Here is a 19,123-nt window from a genome sequence, read left to right as displayed (position 1 = left end):
GCGTGATGGTAAATGAAGCAAAGTTATATGTATATGGTTCAACGACTATTTGTGCGAGTTGTGTCGGAGCGCCCTCCTCGAAAGAGACTGAGGAATGGCTTCGGGCGGCGATTGGAAGGAAGTTTTCTGGGCAGCCATTTGTCGTTGAGTACGTGGATATTTTTAATCCGCCGAGTGAAACGGAGATTAGAGATATAGCGAATAAAATTGTGGATGAGGACTATATGTATCCAGTTATAGTGGTTGATGGGGAAATTATCGCAGAAGGTAATCCGCGGTTAAAAGATATCTATCAAGTAATGACGAATCGAGGCTACTCAGCGACAATGTAAGATTTCTAGGAGGCAAGAAGAAATGAATCCAATTGTGGAGTTTTGCGTGAATAATTTAGCTAGTGGAGCAGATGCAGCATTTGCAAAATTGGATGCGGATGATAGTTTAGATGTGATTGAATATGATTGTCTCACTTACTGTGATTTATGCGCAACTAGCTTGTTTGCTTTAGTAGACGGGGAAGTAGTTCGGGGAGAAACGCCGGATGAACTAGTGGCAAACATCTATACATTTTTGGAAGAGAATCCGTTTTAATAATATAGAAGAAGCGATGAGCCGTGTAGTGAGACCCAAAAGTTAGACCAAATGCCGACCAGAGAAATCTGGTTGGTATTTTTTATGCGGTCATCTGTTCGCGGTACTGAATAGGACTACAACCAAGTTTCGTTTTAATTCGATGATGATTGTAGTAATGTATCCAATCTTCTATTGCTTGCTTCAACTGTTTAAAGCTGGCATAAATTACCCCGTAATACATTTCTTGCTTTAACAGTCCAAAGAAATTCTCCATCGGAGAATTGTCAAAACAGTTCCCTTTTCGTGACATACTTTGAAAGATGTTTTGCTTGGTTAACTGCTTTTTGTATGCTTTCATTTGGTAAGCCCATCCTTGGTCAGAGTGGAACGTACGACGATAGGGGCAATCATCGGTACGGTCCATCGCTTCTTTTTGGGCATCCATAATGGCTTTAGCGTTGGGACGCTCAGAAATTCGATACGATAAAATTTCTCCGTTAAACATATCAAGGAAAGGATCTAAATACAATTTTTTGATAACTAGCTGCTTGTTTTTATCACGCTCGTAATATTTGAATTCCGATGTATCCGTGGTCACTTTTTGATGAGGAATGGATGTATAAAAACGTCGACGAATACGGTTTTTTGCCACTCGTCCAATAGTTCCTTTGTAAGAATTATATCTGCGAGATTTCCGAATAAACTTGGATCCTTTTAGCCCAAGTTTACCCATAATTCGTCGAACTTTTTTCTGATTGACCTTTATTCCTTGTGCCTTCAACGCTAGTTGAATCCGGCGATAGCCATAGTTTCCGTGATGCTCATCAAAAATTTCTTGAATCTTTTTCTCTAATGATGCATTTGGATTTTTCTGTTCTAATCGTTTTTGCCAATACATGTAGGTCGCTTTAGGAAATTTTGTGGCTTGTAGAAGAATCGTTAATCGGAACTCACTTCGGAGTTCGTGGATGATTCGGGCATCTCGTTCTTGAGTCGTTCTGGGACATCCATTCCTAAAGCGCGGAGCTTTTTTATAAAAGCAAGTTCTGCACGTAATAATTCGTTTTCTCGTTCTAATGCTTGTTCCCGTGTCATGGGTTTCTTGGGCTGAATTTGTTTCTTTTTCTTGGACATCGAAGGTCGTCCTTTCTGTTTTGGTGAAAGACCTTCGATGCCTTCTCGCAGAAATTTTTGATGCCAACTTTGAAGTAAATCCCCTGAAGGCAAACCATACTGCAAGGCAACATCCAGGTAAGAGTCACCGCTATTTAAGTAATAGTGTAGGACATTTTGCTTGAATTGGGAAGTGTAATGTTGTTTCGTTCTTCGCCTTTGTAATGCTTCAAACCCCCGTTTCTCTACAATCTTCACCCATTTTCTAACCAGAGAAAAATGTGATATACCAAAGCGCTGAGCGAGTGTGCCATAACCACCTTCGCTGTTTTGGTAAGCTTCCACTACTTTTCTCTTGAATCCATCATCATATTTAGCCAATTAAAATACGCCTCCAAAGTTAGATTTTTTGGTCTAACTTTGGGGGCGCACTACACCGTTAAAATTGGCATCATCGCTTTTTTATTAACTGAAAAATTTGGTAATGGGTGTTTCGCCACTTTCGATGGTGTAGGTTTGATGAATACTGGATTTTTGTGACAAAGCTTCTGTGATAAAAGAAGCAACATCCTCACGTGGAATCGATGTTTTTGGAGCACCGGAAACATTCGTGATTTTGCCAGTTCCGGCATCATCAGAAAGCCCAACCGGCCGAACGATAGTGTAATCGAGTCCACTTCTTTTTAGTACTTCATCTGCTTTAGCTTTAGCTTTTAAATAATGAATGAGTGAATCTGGTCCGTTTTCTGGTTCATCTGCTCCATAAGAACTAACGATGATAAAACGACGAATGCCTCTTTCTTTTGCAAAGTCTATCGCTTTAATCGCACCATCCTGGTCAATCTTGCTTGTTTCTTCAGGAGGTGTATGGCCGCCAGATCCTGCTGTAAAAATGACTGCTTCTATTTCATCATACGCGTAAATAAAGTCCTTTTTTAAATCTGCAATAATTGGTTTTGCACCAAGTTTTTCAAGAGCCTCTACTTGTTCCGCTTTTCTAACCATTGCTCGTACAAAAAAACCTTTTTCCATGGCAAGTTTTTTTACTAGATGACGGCCGATTTTACCATTCGCGCCAATGACAAGTACGTTCATTAGTAATCTCCTCCTAAAAAATATCTACAAAGAACTTTTCCCGGTGAGTAAAAAATAAAACCACAAGTGACCTCGTGGCTTTCGTTATTATTCAAATAAAGAAGTGGAATGCATCGGTTGCACCCGAGCTTTTGGATCTATAAAGTTCATCGCATTATTTACAGCAGTTGGGGCTTCTCCAAATCCTGTTGCAATGAGTTTTACTTTACCATCGTAGGTGCAAATATCGCCGGCACAATAAATGCCAGGGACACTTGTTTCCATTTTAGAATTTACAATAATTGAATTGCGCTCTAGCTCAAGTCCCCAGTTTTTGATAGGACCAAGCGAGGAGACAAAACCGTAATTAATGATAAAATCGTCAATTTCCAGTATTTCTTTTGTATCGCCTTTTACTTCTTGCAAAGTAATATGGGTCAGTTTGCCTCCTTCCCCAAGCACTTCGGTTGGAATGAACGGTGTTTTGACCTCTACAGAAGATTTTTCTAGATTGCCGACGCTATGTTCATGTGCGCGAAAAGCATTACGTCTATGAATAATGGAGACAGAACTCGCTACTTTTTCAAGCATAAGTGCCCAGTCTACTGCGGAATCGCCACCACCACAAACTGCCACACGCCGTCCAGAAAAACGACTTATATCATTAATAAAGTAATGAATACTATTGCCTTCATATTGTTCTGCATCAGGAAGATCTAAACGCCTTGGTTCAAATGCTCCGTTACCAGCTGTAATAATAACTGCTTTACTATAATGTGTGTCTTTTTTTGTGATGATTTCAAATGTCCCATCTACTTGTTTTTCCACGCTTTGAACTGCTTCCTCTAGCGCAACAGTTGGCTCGAACGGTTTCATTTGTTGAATTAGATTGTTCACAAGTTCTTGTGCGCGAACTGATGGATAGCCCGGAATATCATAAATATACTTCTCGGGATAAAGCGTTGAAAGTTGCCCGCCTAATTGTGGTAAACTTTCGATTATTTTCACACTCGCACTTCGCATCCCAGCATAAAAGGCCGCAAATAGCCCAACCGGTCCACCACCAATGATCGTGATATCATAAATTTTTGTTTTTTCATCCAAAATACATCACCCCCCTAGGTACTAAAATCCCTTATGAAATCGCTAAAGTTGCAATAAGCATATTTTAGCATAAATTACTTAAAAAGAATGCTCACGGGATTGTGAGAAGGTACTAAATTCTAAAAATGAACTAGACCAATTCTAGGCTTAATATAAGATAATTCCTAAAATCAAGTAAGTAGAGCGCTATATTGTGAATAAAATCATATACAACTCTAACCCAGTTCACGAGAAGCCAAAAACCGCAAGTTCGCTTTCTTGAAAATGAGACTGAAAAAGTCTATGATATAGTTTGTAAGCTATAAAAAAGAGAATATATTGGTACTTACCAGTTTCGCTTTAAATAGTTTGCAGTAGATTTTTAGCGCAATCTACATAGGTGCAGTAAGAAATTCTTAATGCCATTTTTTTTGTGAAAAAAAATATAAGGGAAAGTAGATGTGATAACAGATGAGTAAATCAAAAATTGTCATTCTCGGAGCAGGATACGGAGGATTAAAAACGTTACGTAAATTGCAACAAAGAAACTTGGATGCCGAAATCGTTCTAGTGAATAAGAATGACTATCATCATGAAACGACATGGTTACATGAGGCAGCCGCTGGAACAATTGAACCGGAAAAATTAATGTATCCCCTTGAAAAAGTTGTTAATGAAGCAAAAACGACTTTCATCCAAGATACAGTAGTAAAAATTAATAAAGATGAAAAAACAGTCACACTAGATGCAAATGGCGATATCAGCTATGACTATTTATTAATTGCACTGGGGTCAGAAGCAGAAACATTTGGAATCAGTGGTTTAAAAGAATATGCTTATACTATTACAAGCGTAGAATCAGTGAAAAAAATTCGTGCACATATCGAAGCGCAATTTGCTAAATGGAAAACAGATTCTCGAGATGAATTATTAACAATCATCGTTGGTGGAGCGGGCTTTACTGGAATTGAGTTTCTTGGGGAATTAACTAATCGTATTCCAGAACTAGTGAAAAAATATGATGTACCACGTGAGAAAGTACGCATTTTCTGTATGGAAGCTGCTCCAAAAGTATTACCACAATTTGATGCAAAATTAGTGGATTACGGAGTTGGCGTTCTAGAAGATCGTGGCGTTGAGTTTCATGTTGGAAAACCAGTAAAAGAAGCTACTGCTGACGGCGTAAAATATGCTGAAAGTGAAAATGAAATTCGCGAAATTAAAGCCGCAACGATTATTTGGGCTGCTGGAGTTCGCGGCAATAGTGTTATTGAAGCTTCTGGTTTCGAAGCTGGCCGTGGACGTGTAAAAGTAAACAACAACTTAACTGTCCCAGGTAATGAAGAAATTTTAATCGTTGGTGATTGTTCATTAATCATCAACCCAGCAAATGAACGTCCATTCCCGCCAACTGCTCAAATCGCTATGCAACAAGCAGACGTTGCAGCAGTGAACTTAGCAAAATTAGTAAAAGGCGAAACAGATTTAGAAGATTTTGTGTATCATGAAAAAGGAACGGTCTGCTCACTAGGCGATAATGACGCAATCGGTGTTGTCTTTGGGAAAAATCTAAAAGGCTATCCAGCTTCTGTGATGAAAAAAGTTATCGATGATCGCGCACTGTTATTAATCGGTGGTACAGGTGTTTTAGCAAGTAAAGGGAAATTCAAATTTTATAAATAAAATCAAAGCAGTGCAATATCTCGTTTCATCAGATATTGCACTTTTTTCATGTTATAATTAGAAAAAAAGAAAGAAGGTAGCGCATGGAACAGCTTTTTGATATTCTTCCTAGCGAGTGGGCAGAACGATTTTTAGAAACAGAAAAAGAACGAATGGTATTACATTTTAAAGATTCTGGAACACTTTCATTACTCCAAAGTAAAGCTGGTGGGCGCGGATACTTACCAAAAGAACAAGGCTATCCAGTAACCGAAGAAGGTAAGCCGCTTTCGCTTTTAGCACAAATCAATTTTTCGGAAATGCCGCAAATGGAAAACTATCCAGAATTTGGTTTATTAGCATTTTACATTGATTATCAAGATGACTTATTAGGACTTAATTTTGATAATCCAACAAAACAAGAGAATTTCCGGGTATTTTTCTTTGAGGATTTAGGGAGTGAAAGCCTTACAGCAGATGAACAAAATTCTTTTTTTGCGGATATAACGAAAACCGACTTTTATCCAGTCGTAAATGGCGAATTTAAAATTTCCGGCCAAGTGTCTGACCAGATCTTGTTACAAGATAGCTACGATTTTGAAAATGAATTCGGCCATAATTTTTATGAACTTGCGGATTTAATATTTGCTGATGCTGAAGATAAATCGGACGAACTATACAATCTGGCAACAAATGAAAGTCAGATTGGTGGCTATCCATTTTTCACACAAGAAGACCCACGAGCTTATACAGAAAATCCGCATCATGACACTTTATTATTCCAATTAGACTCTGAAGACTTTGAAGGAAATCGGATGGCAATTATGTGGGGCGACTGTGGTGTTGGGAACTTTTTCATCAACAAACAAGATTTAATCAATCGGGACTTTTCGAACATTATGTATAACTGGGATTGCTCCTGAAAAAAGAAATTCTCTCCAATTAATGGACGAGAATTTCTTTTTTTGATTAAAATTTCTCCTTTTAAAGACTCTTTTGTAATAAATTAGACGAAAAACAACTAAAATAGTGTGTAAAATACACGTATAACTTACCTGCAATCCTGCTAAACTTAGTAAAACTAGTAGGAGGAGATACATTTGTACAATGAAAAAGTGAAAGAAATGGTCACAGAATTAGATAAGTACAAATTAAAAGATAAATGGATCCGCTGCGAAAAATTCTCTAAAAATAAAATTATCAAAGGAGAAATATTTTTAGATGAGTTCATCATTATTACAAATGGAATTCTTCATGTGGAGAATAAAAAGTTTCAAATACTTCATTTCTTTTCAAATGGCGATATAATCAATCAACAATTGGCAGCAATTAGTGGGGAAAACGAATTGCACTTAGTTTGTGATACGGAAGTCTCTCTCATTTTTGTTAATAGGGAGTACTTTCTAAACTACGCAACAAATAAGCCATCCTATATGGAATGGCTTTTAGAAGCAACTTTAGTAAATAATAAAAATTTGTATAATGAGTTAATTAAATATGATTTATCCGCTGAAGATAGAATTGTCTATGCCTTGCAATATCTCTGTGAAAAACTAGATATTGAAAGCGAAAATGGTTATCAAGAAATTCCAAAATACATCAATAAAATGAAAATGGCCAAGTATGGCAAAATATCTCGTAAACTATTAAATGAAAAACTGTTACTTCTTATTGATAAAAAAATTTTAAAAGAAAAAAAGGGAACATTCTATATAAAAAAAGAAAATTAATACTATAGTTAGAAACACCAAGTACGAGCTACTTGGTGTTTAATTTTGCTGTGTTAGCTTTTTAAAACTCGCCCACCAATTTTTATTAACGATAAACGCAGTTAGTAGAATGAAAGGGAAAAACTGTAGTGGGAAAACAAATAGTAAAATCGAAGCCGTTAATGCTGGCTTACCAATAATTTTTGTACAGCTAGCAGCAACAAAAATAGTAATTAAGAACCCAGTAGGCCCATCTAACCAAACCGTTACTAAATACCCCATGACACTACTGGAGAAAATCGCAGGAAAAATTGCCCCGCCTTTCCAACCTGTAGCTAAGCAAATACCAACTAATACTGGTTTTAAAAGAGCAATAGTAAGTAAAGTTAAAATAGAAAACGCTTGAACATTTTTAGTTATTTCAATTAATTGATGTTCACCAGAAAATAATAAGTAATAAGAAATAATACCAAATATACCAATACTAAAACCACCAACTAGAGCTAGCAACATTTTGTTTTTGATGAAAGAAAGGGCTTTAGCTATATAAACTTGAAGTTGCTCAAAATAAATACTAAACAACCAACCTAAAATAATCATAGGAATAAATAAAATGGCAAACCACCATGACCAACCTGCATCAGGTAAACGAATTGCAAAAATACTTGCGGGCATTTTCATAAATGATTTCAACCACAGAAAAGATGCCAGTGCACTAAAAGAAATTAGAATTGATAAAACTAATTTTGAATTTTTCGGTACTTTTTTTGCTTGCGTACTGTCATCAATTTCTTCAGCAAGTCCACTGAATGGAGAGAGGAAAATACTAGAGATAATTGCTCCGATACTTAGGCTAATTAATTCTTCTTTACGACTAGCGGATACTTTTAAATGATCGATAATCCAAGTAGTACTACTACCAACAATACCGATTAAAGCTGCTTCTGGGCCAACGCTTGCTCCAAAAGAAAGAATAATCCAAGCAGTTACTATTGTTTTCAGTAGGCGGTTCTTATATTCGATCCGACCGGTGCGTTTTAATTCAGCCATATTTTCGTGCATGGAATGGGGGTAACCACCAAATTTAAGTTGGAGAATCCCTACGAATAATCCACCAATCAATCCCATTATTAGCGGATAATACCACGGTGACTGAAGCTGTTCAGGCAAGTAAGTCCATAAAAAATCAGTAGAAAAGTGTACTAAGCCAAGGAAAATGGCCGCAATCGCTCCTACTAAAAGTCCTAGAACAAGCGTATAAACTCCAAATACGAATGTTATTTTTTTCATATGTTTCCACTCCTTATCAAACTATTGCTATGTATACTTACTCCCATCTACAAAATGACGCTTCTTTCAAAAAGAAGCGTCATTTTGTAGATAAACCATTGACTATCTTATCGAGTTAAAACTAAGAAGTATTTAAATGAAAATAGAATATGTTGTTTGATTCCCGAGTCAGTAGGAAAATAAACAGTAAGTACAACTATTATACTACTTTTTCGATACTTTTATAAGGTTTTTCTCTTGCGTTGGAGTGCACTTCAAGGTCTATAGTAAATAAGGAAGATAAAGATAGTAAACGTTTTAAAGAATGAGGAGGATGTTTTATGAAAACTGTTAAATTAAATAATGGGGTAGAAATACCAATTTTAGGATTTGGTACATTTCAAATTACGGATCCATCTGAAGCCGAAACAGCGGTAAAAGAAGCAATTAAAGCGGGGTATCGACATATTGATACTGCGCAAAGTTATATGAATGAGGAAGCAGTTGGAAGAGGTATTGTAAGTTCGGGAGTCGACCGGAAAGAGCTGTTTATTACAACAAAAATTTGGGTGGAAAATACGAGCTATCAAGGGGTAATTTCTTCCTTTGAGCGTTCTTTAAAGCGCCTTGGCTTAGATTATGTGGATTTATTACTTATCCATCAACCCTTTAATGATGTTTATGGTGCTTGGCTAGCAATGGAAGAACTACAAAAAGAAGGAAAAATCCGGGCAATAGGTGTTTCTAATTTTGCAGTTGATAAGGTAGTGGATCTTGCTGAATTCAACGAAATCGTTCCGCAAGTGAATCAAATCGAAATTAATCCATTCCAACAACAGACGAAGAATATTGAAGCATTAAAAGCAGAAGGAATTATGCCAGAAGCTTGGGCACCATTTGCAGAAGGTAAAAATAATATATTTAGTAATCCAATCTTAGTAAATATTGGAGAAAAATATAATAAGTCAGTAGCACAAGTGATTCTTCGCTGGTTAGTAGAGCAAGATATAATCACGCTTGCAAAGTCTGTGAAACCAGAACGGATGAAAGAAAATTTAGCGATATTTGATTTTGAATTAACAATGGATGACAGAGCAAAAATTACTACTTTGAATGAAGGGGAAAGCCAATTCTTTTCTCACTCTGATCCCGATATGATACGCTGGATGGCAAGCCGTAAGTTAGACGTATAAATATTGTAGGAATCAAAAAAGCTGGCGATGATGTAGTGCGCCAGCTTTTTTGTTACAAAATAAATTCCATTATAAATCCAATAATAATCCCAGTCACAGCTCCAAAAAATACTTCCATTGGTTTATGACCAAGCAATTCTTTTAAATGTTTCGTTTTTTCTTCTTGTTCAGGTGCAGCAAGACCTTTAGCATGTTCCACGAATTCTTGGAAATCAGTAACTAATTTATTTAGTACGACAGCTTGTTCACCAGCTTGTCGTCTAACTCCCGTTGCATCAAACATGACAATAATGCCAAAGACAACAGCGATTGCGAAATATGGAGAATCTAAGCCATATTCGAGGGCTAGTGTGGTCATTAATGCCGTTACAGCAGCAGAATGAGAACTAGGCATGCCACCGGTAGAAAACATTAGTCCGACGTTGAATTTGCGGTATACTAGTATATGTATCGGCACTTTAACAACTTGTGCAAATACAATTGCAATAATCGATGCAATTAAAGGTGTATTCATAAATATCGACATCTAATCTCTCCTGTCAAAAAGTCTATTCTTATTTTACCACAACTATTCTTGCTAGAAACACATAATAGAATTTTTCTCCCAATTCTTATATAATAAAGTATAAATCAATTTCGGAAAGAAGGGAACTCATGGGACTCCAAGAAACAATTGGCATTCAAATCATTTCAGTAGAAAAAGGGAAAGCGGTAGTTCAATTAGAAGTAACCGAAAAAGTGCATCAACCATTTGGCTATTTGCACGGTGGTGTTTCGGTTGTACTAGCAGAGCATGCTGCAAGTATTGGTGCTGCCAAATCTATCAAACCAGACGAAATTGTCTTTGGCTTAGAAATTAATGCTAATCACCTTGCTTCCAAAAAAAATGGTCTGATCACTGCAACCGCAGAGGCAGTTCACCTTGGAAAAAGCACCCAAGTATGGGAAGTTAAAATTACTGATGAGGCAGACAAGTTAATCTGTATTAGTAGATGTACGATAGCAGTGAAAAAGAAACGAAACGAAAAGCATGGCGGAGAGTAAAAACTCGTGCCATGCTTGTTTTATTTCTTCGTTTTATCTTCGTCTTCCTCTGTTTCACTTTCATCTTGTTCGATGATTTCATGCTCAGAATCATCCGACTGTTCTTCAATCGTTTGTTCCTCGCGTTCACGTTGTTCTTCTTCTTTATCTTCACGCGCATCAATCTTTTCTTCGCGTCGTTCCCATTCCATTCTTTCTTCAAGTTCCTCACGTTCTTGTCGTGCTTTTTCAATTTGTTCTTGGCGAATAATTAGGTTTTTCTTTTTCTTGATATCGTCTTTTTTCACTGAACGCAATTGGTCACGAATTCGAATTGCAAGTGGAACACCCGTGTCATAAGCGGCACGGTTAATCAAGTGAGAAGCTACAGGTGTTGTTAGGAAGATGAACAGGATAGCGAGTAGAACCCGCGCATTAAAGCCTTCTCCTGAGTGAAAGAAATAACCAACTGTGGCAAATAATAATAAACTAACTCCAAAAGTATTGCTAATCCCCGCAGCATGAGTTCTAGTATATACGTCAGGGAGCCTAATAACGCCAATTGCGGCAAGAATACTAAGCAAACCACCGATTAAAATCATCACGGAAATAATAATTTCAATTATCACGTTCACGGTCAATCACCTTTCCTTTCTCAATAAATTTGGCAAAGGAAACTGTTCCAATAAATGCAAGTAAAGCGATAAGTAAAATAACATCTAAAAAGGCATTAGTATCATAAAACATTGACAGTAGGGCGACAATCGCAACCAGGTTCATCCCAATAGAATCAAGTGCTACTACTTTGTCTGAGGTGGTTGGTCCTTTTAGAATTCGGTAAAGATATAAGAAAGTGGAAATCGAATATAGTAGCAAACCAATGGATAAGGCGATTTGAATAATCATCCGTGGAACACCTCCATAATCGCGCCTTCATAAGACTTACGAATAGTAGCAATTTCTTCCTCAATATTTGGCACATGAAGAGAGTGAACATAAATTGCTTTGTAATCATCCGAAATATCAATCGAAAGTGTCCCAGGAGTTAAGGTAATCAGTAAAGCTAGCATCGTTACTTCCCAGTCAGTTTCAAGCGTTGTATCATATCTAAAAATACCTGGACGAATATTCATATCTTTTTTCAGGACAATCCGGCTAACATGAATAGTAGAGACGATTAAATCATGTAAGAAACGGAACACCAATTTGACTAAAGCAAACAAACGGAAGATGTAAAATCGTGATCCAAGGAAGCGTCGCATGAATAGTAATAAGAATATCCCGATGATAAAGCCAATGATAAATGTCGCAAAACTAAACGATGACTCAAGAAACATCCACAAACAAGCAAGTATTATATTAAGAATAAGTTGAAAAGCCATCTTTTATCACTCCTTTAACACCGCATGAATATAAACAGAAGGATCAACAAGTGGATCAACCGCCTGTTCAATAAACGGATAAATTGCGTTACTAAACACTCCATATGCAATCGAAATAGTTAATAAGATTATGACTGGAACGAGCATGTTCTTATAAGGGATTTGTAAATTGAATACCCCTTTTTTCTCTCCCCAGAAACCTTTTGTAAAGACTTTAATTAATGACATAAGAACGAATAAACTAGAAAGTAATATGATTATACCACCAGCAATTTGTCCAGCTGAGAAAGCTCCTTCGACAATCAAAAGTTTGCCAATGAATCCGCTCAGAGGTGGAATTCCGGAAAGGCCTAATGTAGCAATAAAGAAAATCCAACCAAGGGACGGCTTCACACTCATTAACCCGCTGAATTTCTTTACACTGGAGTAACCAGTAATCGCCATCACAATTCCAACAATTAGGAAAAGAGCTGCTTTGATTATCATATCATGAATTAAATAAAATACCGCGCCAGTCATAGATTCGCGTGTCATAATCGAAACGCTAAATAAAATCACACCAATAGCAATCATAATATTGTAAATTACGATGGTCTTCATATCGTAATAGCTAATTGCCCCAATGACACCGAGGATAATGGTAATTATCGCCAGTATCCCAAGTAAAGGCACAACAAAATCTGTCAGTGAACTAAAGAATAAAGTATAGGTTCGAATAATCGCATAGACACCAACTTTTGTCAAAAGACCACCAAAGAGTGCAAGAACTGGAATTGGAGGAGCAAAGTAAGATCCCGGAAGCCAGAAGTAAAGCGGAAACAGACCAGCTTTAAGCCCAAAGACAAACAAGAAAAGAACGGCGACAACGCTTATCATTCCAGTATTTGCACCATTTAAATCAGAAATTTTTTCCGAAATATCCGCCATATTTAATGTTCCAATCATTGAGTAAAGCAAGGCGATGGCTACAACGAAAAATCCTGAACCAACTACATTAATTAGTAAGTATTTAATGGTTGCTTTTAATTGAACTTGTGTCCCTCCGATTACGAGCAGCACGTAAGACGCCATTAACATTACTTCAAAGAAAACAAACATATTAAAAATATCGCCTGTTAGAAACGACCCATTAACCCCAACAATCATAAAGAGCATTGCAGGATAGTAAAGAAATTTCTCACGTGGTTTTCCGATGGTATAAAAGGAATATAAGACTACACAGAACAAAATAATACTTGTTGTTGCTGTAAGTAAGATGGCAAACATATCACCCACCATCGTAATTCCAAATGGAGCAGCCCAGTTACCAATATTAAGTGTAGTAATTCCATTTTCCCGAATGTAAAAAACAAGAGAAAAAGTTGCAACGACTAAAATACCACTAAAAATTAAAGCAAAAATTCGTTGTATAATCACTCGTTTTGGAAGTAACATTAAAACAATCGCTCCCAAAAAGGGAATTAAAATCGGCATTAATATTATATTATTCATCATCGGCTTCATGTCCTCTCGTCTTGGATACACTCTCGCTATCAAGCTCCTGATACGCTCTATACGCAAGAACAAGGAAAAAGGCAGTTACACCAAAGCTTATAACAATCGCAGTTAAAATAAGGGCCTGTGGTAGGGGGTCATTGTACATTCCTGAGCCATCTGTCCCAAGAATTGGTACACGTCCTTTTTTGAGTCCGCCCATCGTCAGTACGAGTAAGTTAACTCCGTGACTGAGGACAGCCGTTCCGATAATAATCCGAAGCAAACTTTTAGAGAGAATTAAATAGACAGCTGCGGCAAAAATCAAGCCGATTAATATAGACATTAATAGTTCCATCAGTCACTCTCCCCAATCGTTTGAATTATCGTAAGTGTTACACCTACAACCACAAGATAAACACCAAGGTCAAAAAGTGTCGCTGTATGTAGCGCAGTATCCCCTAAAATGGGCAAATCCACATGACCAAATTTATGCGTCAAGAAAGGATCACCCGTAAAAATTCCAATCATCCCTGTCCCAAGTGCGAAAGCTAGCCCGATACCTGTAAGCATAATTGTATTAATATTAAGCATACTAGCAACCGTTTTTGTATCATAAGCAAGTAGTGTCAAAGTAATCGCTCCTGCTGTGGTCAGCCCAGCAACAAAGCCACCACCAGGATTATAATGACCCGCAAAGAATAAATGGAGTGAGAACAAGAAAATAATGAAAGCAACTACTTTCGTCACATTTCTAAGAAGAACGTCATTCGTTTTCATTATTTTCACCTCGTTTCGTCAGACGTAATTTAATCATTGCATAAATACCAATTGCAGCAATCGAAAGTACAGCTGTTTCAAACATCGTATCAAAACCACGGAAGTCTACTAAGATAACATTAACAATATTTTTACCAGCAGCTTCCACGTAAGCATTATCAACATAGTATTTCGAAATTGAATCATAGAAAGTCGTGTTATAAGCAGATAGGGAGACTAGTGTAATAATGACGCCAACCCCGATACTTAAAAAAGTCTTCATCGATAACCATTTTGGCTTTTCTTCAATATTACTGAATTGCGGTAGATGATAGAAAACGAGCAGATAGAGTACTACCGAAATCGTTTCAATAATAAGCTGTGTTAAAGCAAGGTCAGGTGCTCTAGAGATAACAAAGAAAATACTAACCGTGTAACCCATCGCCCCAAGCAAGATAATGGATGTGATTCTTGATTTAGAGAAAACAATTCCGACCAAAGTAACAAGAATAACAGCCGCTAAAACAAAATCGACCACAGTTACTTTTGTCATAGTAGTGAAGTTGAAATCAAGTGCCTGCGTGAAAATCATCACCGAAGCCATCATCAAAATAAAGGCGGACAACATATAATTTAAATAAGTTCGGAGCCAACCAGTCATAATAAACATTGTCATTCGGTAGGAGCCTTGTTCCAAATAGAACATACCATTGTCATAGGTTTTTCCAATTCTTAGCGCTTTTGGAACACGAGTGGTAATCCACGGTTTCCAGTATTTATGTGTTAGGAATAAGAGTACTCCAACAATTACAACACCGAAAGTCATCAGAAGTGCAGGAGTAAATCCATGCCACATACTAATATGAATCGAAAAGTCCGCATCAAGACTCGGAACAATCGCTCTAACTGCTGGTTCTAAAATTGGCTCAGCAATTAAATTAGGGAATAGACCAATAATTACCACAAAAGCGGATAAAATAATTGGAGGCAACAGTAAACCAAAGGAAGCTTCATGTGGTTTTTTTGGAAGTAAGTAAGGCTTCACTTTTCCGGTAAAGGTTTTGAAGAAAATAATCATGCTATAAACAAAGGTAAACACACTGGCAATCCAAGCAACAATAGGAAGAATAACCCCCCAAGTGCTTGCGTCAAACAACTGCAAATGTGTAATATTCACCATGCTTTCAAAAAACATTTCTTTACTTAAGAATCCATTAAAAGGTGGAATGCCGGCCATTGCAAATGTGCCAATGAAAGCAATCGTAGCAGTAATCGGCATAATTCGCATTAAACCACCGAGGCGCCGGATATCACGTGTTCCTGTTTCATGATCGACAATTCCGACCATCATGAACAAACTACCTTTAAATGTGGCATGGTTGAATAAGTGGAAAACAGCAGCGACAATGGCTATCACATAAATATCATCACTTAACGTATCAAAGTGAAGTGACGCAGCCCCAATTCCGAGTAATGCCATAATCATTCCGAGTTGGCTAATTGTCGAGTAAGCTAGAATTGCTTTTAAATCATTTTTCTTCGTAGCATTAAGAGAGCCCCAGAAGAGTGTAGTAATTCCGACAAGTGAAACCGTCCAAAACCAAACACCAGAACTTGCGAATAATGGAGTAAACCGAGCTACAATATAAATCCCCGCTTTTACCATCGTCGCTGAATGCAAGTAAGCACTAACAGGAGTCGGTGCTTCCATTGCATCTGGTAGCCAAATGTGAAAGGGGACTTGAGCCGATTTTGTAAAGGCACCTAGTAAGACAAGAATCATTGCCGGAATGAATAAACTACTTTGACTTATAACATCTGCGTCTTGGATAATTGCACGAATCGAGTAAGAATCACTCATAATATGGAGTAAAATAAACCCTCCAAGCATCATCAGACCGCCAAATACAGTAATTATCATTGATTTACGAGCACCATAACGCGAGCGCTCTCTATGATACCAGTAACCTATTAATAAGAAGGAACTAATCGATGTTAATTCCCAGAAAAGATACAGGACAATCAAGTTATCACTTAGAACAACCCCAAGCATGGCGGTCATAAAAATAAATAAGAAAGTATAAAAATTGCTAAGTCGCTCTTTTTTCTTTCCTAAATAATAAATCGAGTAAAACGTAACAAGTGATCCAATCCCTGTAATTAGTAGTGCGAATAGCAAACTAAGCCCATCTACAACTACCGTAAAATTAATCCCAAGTCGCGGAATCCAAGGCATTGAAACAACCGTTGCCCCGTCCATCGTCTTTGGGATATAAGTTAAGAAATAAATAAATAGGAATACTGGAATCGGAAGTACTAGCCAGCCAGTGTGGATTTGTTTTGTCCACCGATAAAATAGTGGAATTAAGAGTGCCACAATGAAAGGCAAAAGAATTGCTAGATGAAGAAATGACAAAATCGGCTCCCCCTCGAAGATTTTTTATACGGAAAGTCCTCCTGGAATTAGGAAAATAAAACAGGAAAATCATTGTTTTTTAAGCAAGTACTTACATTTAATGAAATCTAAATGTAACTAAAAATAGTAGAAAGTCGTACTAAATCATAAAAATGCTTTATTTTTATAACTTTACCATTCCTAAAGTACCCAAATAATCGCCGTACTTTTTATATTTTTTATTATAACATACTTTTTTAGTTGAAAAAAAGGTGGAAAACTTAACTTTCTAAATCAATTTATGTAATTTTAAAAAACAATTAAATAGGAAGAATAAAAAAGCAAACCTAAGAAAAAAACTTAGATTTGCTAAAACTTAATCAACATTAACATGGCGTTTTCTGTCGGAATGAAGTGCGTATAGTAAAACAAAAAAGGCGACAAAAAACATAAAGCTCATAAAAAGGAAAACACTAGGTATTCCAATATAGCCAGCAAGTGTACCGCCTAGAATTGGCCCAATAACATTCCCTAAGAAACGAGCACTTTGATTGTAGCCAAGCATCTCACCTTGCATAACACCAGGTGCTGCAAGCCGAATATATGCCGTCGTACAGGGAACCATTCCACCAATAGCAATTCCAAATAAAAAGCGGAAGAAAATAAAAAACCAGAGATTTGTTGCAAAAGCTTGGGGAATAACAAAAATAGCAGCCATAATTAACAAGATATTTAAAATCTTCTCATAGCCATACTTATCGCCAAGCTGTCCCCATTTTCGAGTCATTACTAAATTCCCAAAACCAGTCGCTGAAAAAGCTAAACCAGATAAAAAAGCAATATTATTCGAGTGAGTCATATCTCCAACATAAAGTGCTAAGAGTGGCTGTACGCTAAAATTCGCAATTTGAATAAGAGCAGTAATAATCATTACCGTAAAGAGAACACGTAGCGTAAAGATTTGTTTTAAAACAGCTCGTCTCGAATAAACTACTTTCGCGGCTTCCTTTTGTTCTTCTGTCCGAATCTCTTTTACCCCAAGAGCAACGAGTAACGCCGCAAGCATCATCGCAATCCCTGTAATGGTAAAAGTATCTTTAAAACCAAATAAATCAGCCATCGCTCCACCTATTAGCGGACCAAATAACATGCCAGTAACACCACCAAGTTGAAGTGTTCCAAGGATTTTCCCTGCTTCATTTCTAGGAGTTTGTCGTGCAATAAAAGCATTACTAACCCCGATGAACCCTGTAACAACACCCATAAAAATTCGTAAAATCAACAAGTAAGTAACCGAATGTGCAAATCCCATCAGGAAAATACAAATTGCTAAACCAAAAGAAGTTAAAATCAAAATCCCTTTATAACCATGTTTATCTCCAATTCGTCCCCAAATAGGAGAAAAAATAAATGCCACTAAAAAAGTAACTCCGAAAATATAGCCTGCCCATCTTTGAACATAAGAGTCGCTATAATCTCCAAATGTGTCAATATAGAGCGATAAAAACGGCATAATCATCGTCATACTAGCTGACATCAACAAATTAGCAACCATTAAAATGTACAAATTTCTTTTTCTTGTTGTCATAAAAAAATCATCTCTATTCGTATTATTGTTAAAACTCACCTTTTCATTATAGAATAAAAGATAGCGAATGAAAAATAAAGTGAAGGAAGTGCATTTTTGGTTAAAAAAATTGTCATTTGGGTTTCAGCTGTTATACTAGTACTATATTTGATTGCTGTCGTTGTTAATTTACTTATTATTTGGCTACGTTAGTGAACAATCAATTAAAACAAGAAGGAGTTTTTACAATATGACTTATCCACAATTATCAAAAGAAGTAGCACCTAACGAGATTGAAGCAGAAATGATCACAAACCGAGGAACTATCCGCATCAAATTGTTCCCAGAAATCGCACCAAAAACAGTAGAAAATTTTGTTACACATTCTAAAAATGGCTATTACGATGGACTTATTTTTCACCGTGTTATTCCTGAATTCATGATCCAAGGTGGCGACCCAGACGGCCGTGGTACTGGCGGTGAAAGTATTTGGGGAGAAGCTTTTGAAGACGAATTTTCTACAGAAGCATTCAATTTGCGTGGTGCTTTATCGATGGCAAACGCTGGCCCAAATACAAACGGAAGCCAATTTTTCATCGTTCAAAAACCAGATATGCCTGCTGATATGCTTGGTCAAATGGAACAAGCAGGCTTCCCAGTAGAAGTTATCGAAGCCTATAAAGAAGGCGGAACTCCTTGGTTAGACGGACGCCATACAGTTTTTGGTCACGTAATCGAAGGCATGGACGTAGTAGACGAAATCGCAGGACTACCAACTGGCATGCAAGACAAACCAGTGAATGATGTTGTGATTGAGAAGATTAATATTAAATAAAAAAAACAAGTTTTTC

Annotated in this window: 22 protein-coding genes; 8 read left to right on the top strand and 14 right to left on the bottom strand. The window is 37.0% G+C overall.

Annotated elements, in window-relative coordinates; genetic code table 11:
• Nucleotides 1–5 precede the first annotated feature (5 nt).
• The gene (locus tag JL53_RS12860; RefSeq protein ID WP_038407810.1) at nucleotides 6–332 is read left to right on the top strand and encodes a YuzD family protein; all 327 of its coding nucleotides are present in this window, start codon (nucleotides 6–8) and stop codon (nucleotides 330–332) included.
• A 22-nt stretch (nucleotides 333–354) separates the two neighbouring features.
• Nucleotides 355–588, top strand: coding sequence for a YuzB family protein (locus tag JL53_RS12855; RefSeq protein ID WP_003749359.1), 234 nt, complete (start codon nucleotides 355–357; stop codon nucleotides 586–588).
• Between the two features lie 82 nt (nucleotides 589–670).
• Here the strand turns inward: JL53_RS12855 and JL53_RS15410 are convergent, their stop codons facing one another.
• The 4 genes from JL53_RS15410 to JL53_RS12835 form a co-directional block, all read right to left on the bottom strand.
• Complete coding sequence (locus tag JL53_RS15410) at nucleotides 671–1,627, bottom strand: IS3 family transposase (protein ID WP_232002132.1); 957 nt, start codon at nucleotides 1,625–1,627, stop codon at nucleotides 671–673.
• The gene (locus JL53_RS15895) at nucleotides 1,510–2,064 is read right to left on the bottom strand and encodes a helix-turn-helix domain-containing protein (protein ID WP_038407371.1); all 555 of its coding nucleotides are present in this window, start codon (nucleotides 2,062–2,064) and stop codon (nucleotides 1,510–1,512) included. Before JL53_RS15895 ends, JL53_RS15410 begins: the two co-directional genes overlap by 118 nt.
• A gap of 84 nt (nucleotides 2,065–2,148) precedes the next feature.
• Nucleotides 2,149–2,778, bottom strand: coding sequence for an SDR family oxidoreductase (locus JL53_RS12840; RefSeq protein ID WP_003720702.1), 630 nt, complete (start codon nucleotides 2,776–2,778; stop codon nucleotides 2,149–2,151).
• Nucleotides 2,779–2,865: 87 nt separating this feature from the next.
• On the bottom strand, nucleotides 2,866–3,861 hold the full coding sequence (locus JL53_RS12835) for an NAD(P)/FAD-dependent oxidoreductase (protein WP_038407809.1): 996 nt from the start codon (nucleotides 3,859–3,861) through the stop codon (nucleotides 2,866–2,868).
• A gap of 450 nt (nucleotides 3,862–4,311) precedes the next feature.
• On the opposite strand from JL53_RS12835, the gene JL53_RS12830 reads away from it, so the two are divergent.
• From JL53_RS12830 to JL53_RS12820, 3 genes are all read left to right on the top strand, one after another.
• Complete coding sequence (locus JL53_RS12830; protein ID WP_003720700.1) at nucleotides 4,312–5,523, top strand: NAD(P)/FAD-dependent oxidoreductase; 1,212 nt, start codon at nucleotides 4,312–4,314, stop codon at nucleotides 5,521–5,523.
• An 83-nt stretch (nucleotides 5,524–5,606) separates the two neighbouring features.
• Nucleotides 5,607–6,425, top strand: a complete 819-nt coding sequence (locus JL53_RS12825) for a YwqG family protein (RefSeq protein ID WP_038407808.1) — start codon at nucleotides 5,607–5,609, stop codon at nucleotides 6,423–6,425.
• A 177-nt stretch (nucleotides 6,426–6,602) separates the two neighbouring features.
• A complete protein-coding gene (locus tag JL53_RS12820; protein ID WP_038407807.1) occupies nucleotides 6,603–7,232 on the top strand; it encodes a cyclic nucleotide-binding domain-containing protein in 630 nt (209 codons plus the stop codon).
• A gap of 39 nt (nucleotides 7,233–7,271) precedes the next feature.
• On the opposite strand, the gene JL53_RS12815 is transcribed toward JL53_RS12820, so the two are convergent.
• A complete protein-coding gene (locus tag JL53_RS12815; protein ID WP_003720698.1) occupies nucleotides 7,272–8,501 on the bottom strand; it encodes a chloride channel protein in 1,230 nt (409 codons plus the stop codon).
• Between the two features lie 320 nt (nucleotides 8,502–8,821).
• Here JL53_RS12815 and JL53_RS12810 point away from each other — a divergent pair, with 320 nt between their 5' ends.
• Nucleotides 8,822–9,673, top strand: a complete 852-nt coding sequence (locus JL53_RS12810) for an aldo/keto reductase (RefSeq protein ID WP_038407806.1) — start codon at nucleotides 8,822–8,824, stop codon at nucleotides 9,671–9,673.
• Between the two features lie 52 nt (nucleotides 9,674–9,725).
• Here the strand turns inward: JL53_RS12810 and JL53_RS12805 are convergent, their stop codons facing one another.
• On the bottom strand, nucleotides 9,726–10,199 hold the full coding sequence (locus JL53_RS12805) for a divergent PAP2 family protein (RefSeq protein ID WP_003720696.1): 474 nt from the start codon (nucleotides 10,197–10,199) through the stop codon (nucleotides 9,726–9,728).
• 128 nt (nucleotides 10,200–10,327) lie between these two features.
• On the opposite strand from JL53_RS12805, the gene menI reads away from it, so the two are divergent.
• A complete protein-coding gene (gene menI / locus JL53_RS12800; RefSeq protein WP_003720695.1) occupies nucleotides 10,328–10,717 on the top strand; it encodes a 1,4-dihydroxy-2-naphthoyl-CoA hydrolase MenI in 390 nt (129 codons plus the stop codon).
• A gap of 20 nt (nucleotides 10,718–10,737) precedes the next feature.
• On the opposite strand, the gene mnhG is transcribed toward menI, so the two are convergent.
• The 8 genes from mnhG to JL53_RS12760 all read right to left on the bottom strand — a co-directional run bounded on the left by mnhG (nucleotide 10,738) and on the right by JL53_RS12760 (nucleotide 18,293).
• Nucleotides 10,738–11,331: a monovalent cation/H(+) antiporter subunit G gene (mnhG, locus tag JL53_RS12795; protein ID WP_038407805.1), complete on the bottom strand. Its 594-nt coding sequence runs from the start codon at nucleotides 11,329–11,331 to the stop codon at nucleotides 10,738–10,740.
• On the bottom strand, nucleotides 11,315–11,602 hold the full coding sequence (locus JL53_RS12790; protein ID WP_003749336.1) for a Na(+)/H(+) antiporter subunit F1: 288 nt from the start codon (nucleotides 11,600–11,602) through the stop codon (nucleotides 11,315–11,317). The genes mnhG and JL53_RS12790 overlap by 17 nt, the downstream gene beginning before the upstream one ends.
• Entirely contained in the window at nucleotides 11,599–12,078 is a 480-nt protein-coding gene (locus JL53_RS12785) for a Na+/H+ antiporter subunit E (protein ID WP_003720692.1), read from the bottom strand. Before JL53_RS12785 ends, JL53_RS12790 begins: the two co-directional genes overlap by 4 nt.
• 6 nt (nucleotides 12,079–12,084) lie before the next feature.
• Complete coding sequence (locus tag JL53_RS12780; protein ID WP_074674004.1) at nucleotides 12,085–13,569, bottom strand: Na+/H+ antiporter subunit D; 1,485 nt, start codon at nucleotides 13,567–13,569, stop codon at nucleotides 12,085–12,087.
• A complete protein-coding gene (locus JL53_RS12775; RefSeq protein ID WP_003720690.1) occupies nucleotides 13,562–13,909 on the bottom strand; it encodes a Na(+)/H(+) antiporter subunit C in 348 nt (115 codons plus the stop codon). Before JL53_RS12775 ends, JL53_RS12780 begins: the two co-directional genes overlap by 8 nt.
• Nucleotides 13,909–14,334, bottom strand: a complete 426-nt coding sequence (locus tag JL53_RS12770; protein ID WP_077916290.1) for a Na(+)/H(+) antiporter subunit B — start codon at nucleotides 14,332–14,334, stop codon at nucleotides 13,909–13,911. Before JL53_RS12770 ends, JL53_RS12775 begins: the two co-directional genes overlap by 1 nt.
• Nucleotides 14,318–16,726: a Na+/H+ antiporter subunit A gene (locus JL53_RS12765; RefSeq protein ID WP_038407803.1), complete on the bottom strand. Its 2,409-nt coding sequence runs from the start codon at nucleotides 16,724–16,726 to the stop codon at nucleotides 14,318–14,320. Before JL53_RS12765 ends, JL53_RS12770 begins: the two co-directional genes overlap by 17 nt.
• Nucleotides 16,727–17,081: 355 nt before the next feature.
• Nucleotides 17,082–18,293 (bottom strand): lmo2377 family MFS transporter, encoded by a 1,212-nt coding sequence (locus tag JL53_RS12760; RefSeq protein WP_038407802.1) that lies wholly within the window; start codon nucleotides 18,291–18,293, stop codon nucleotides 17,082–17,084.
• Nucleotides 18,294–18,522: 229 nt separating this feature from the next.
• On the opposite strand from JL53_RS12760, the gene JL53_RS12755 reads away from it, so the two are divergent.
• Nucleotides 18,523–19,107 carry a peptidylprolyl isomerase gene (locus tag JL53_RS12755; RefSeq protein WP_003749321.1) on the top strand — a complete coding sequence of 195 codons (585 nt, stop codon included), beginning with the start codon at nucleotides 18,523–18,525 and terminating at the stop codon, nucleotides 19,105–19,107.
• The last annotated feature ends 16 nt before the right edge of the window (nucleotides 19,108–19,123 follow it).

This window comes from Listeria ivanovii subsp. londoniensis, assembly GCF_000763495.1.
GTDB classification, from domain to species: Bacteria; Bacillota; Bacilli; order Lactobacillales; family Listeriaceae; genus Listeria; species Listeria londoniensis.
Note: the sequence above shows the minus strand (reverse complement) of the source record. Positions and strands in the feature narration are given on the sequence as shown.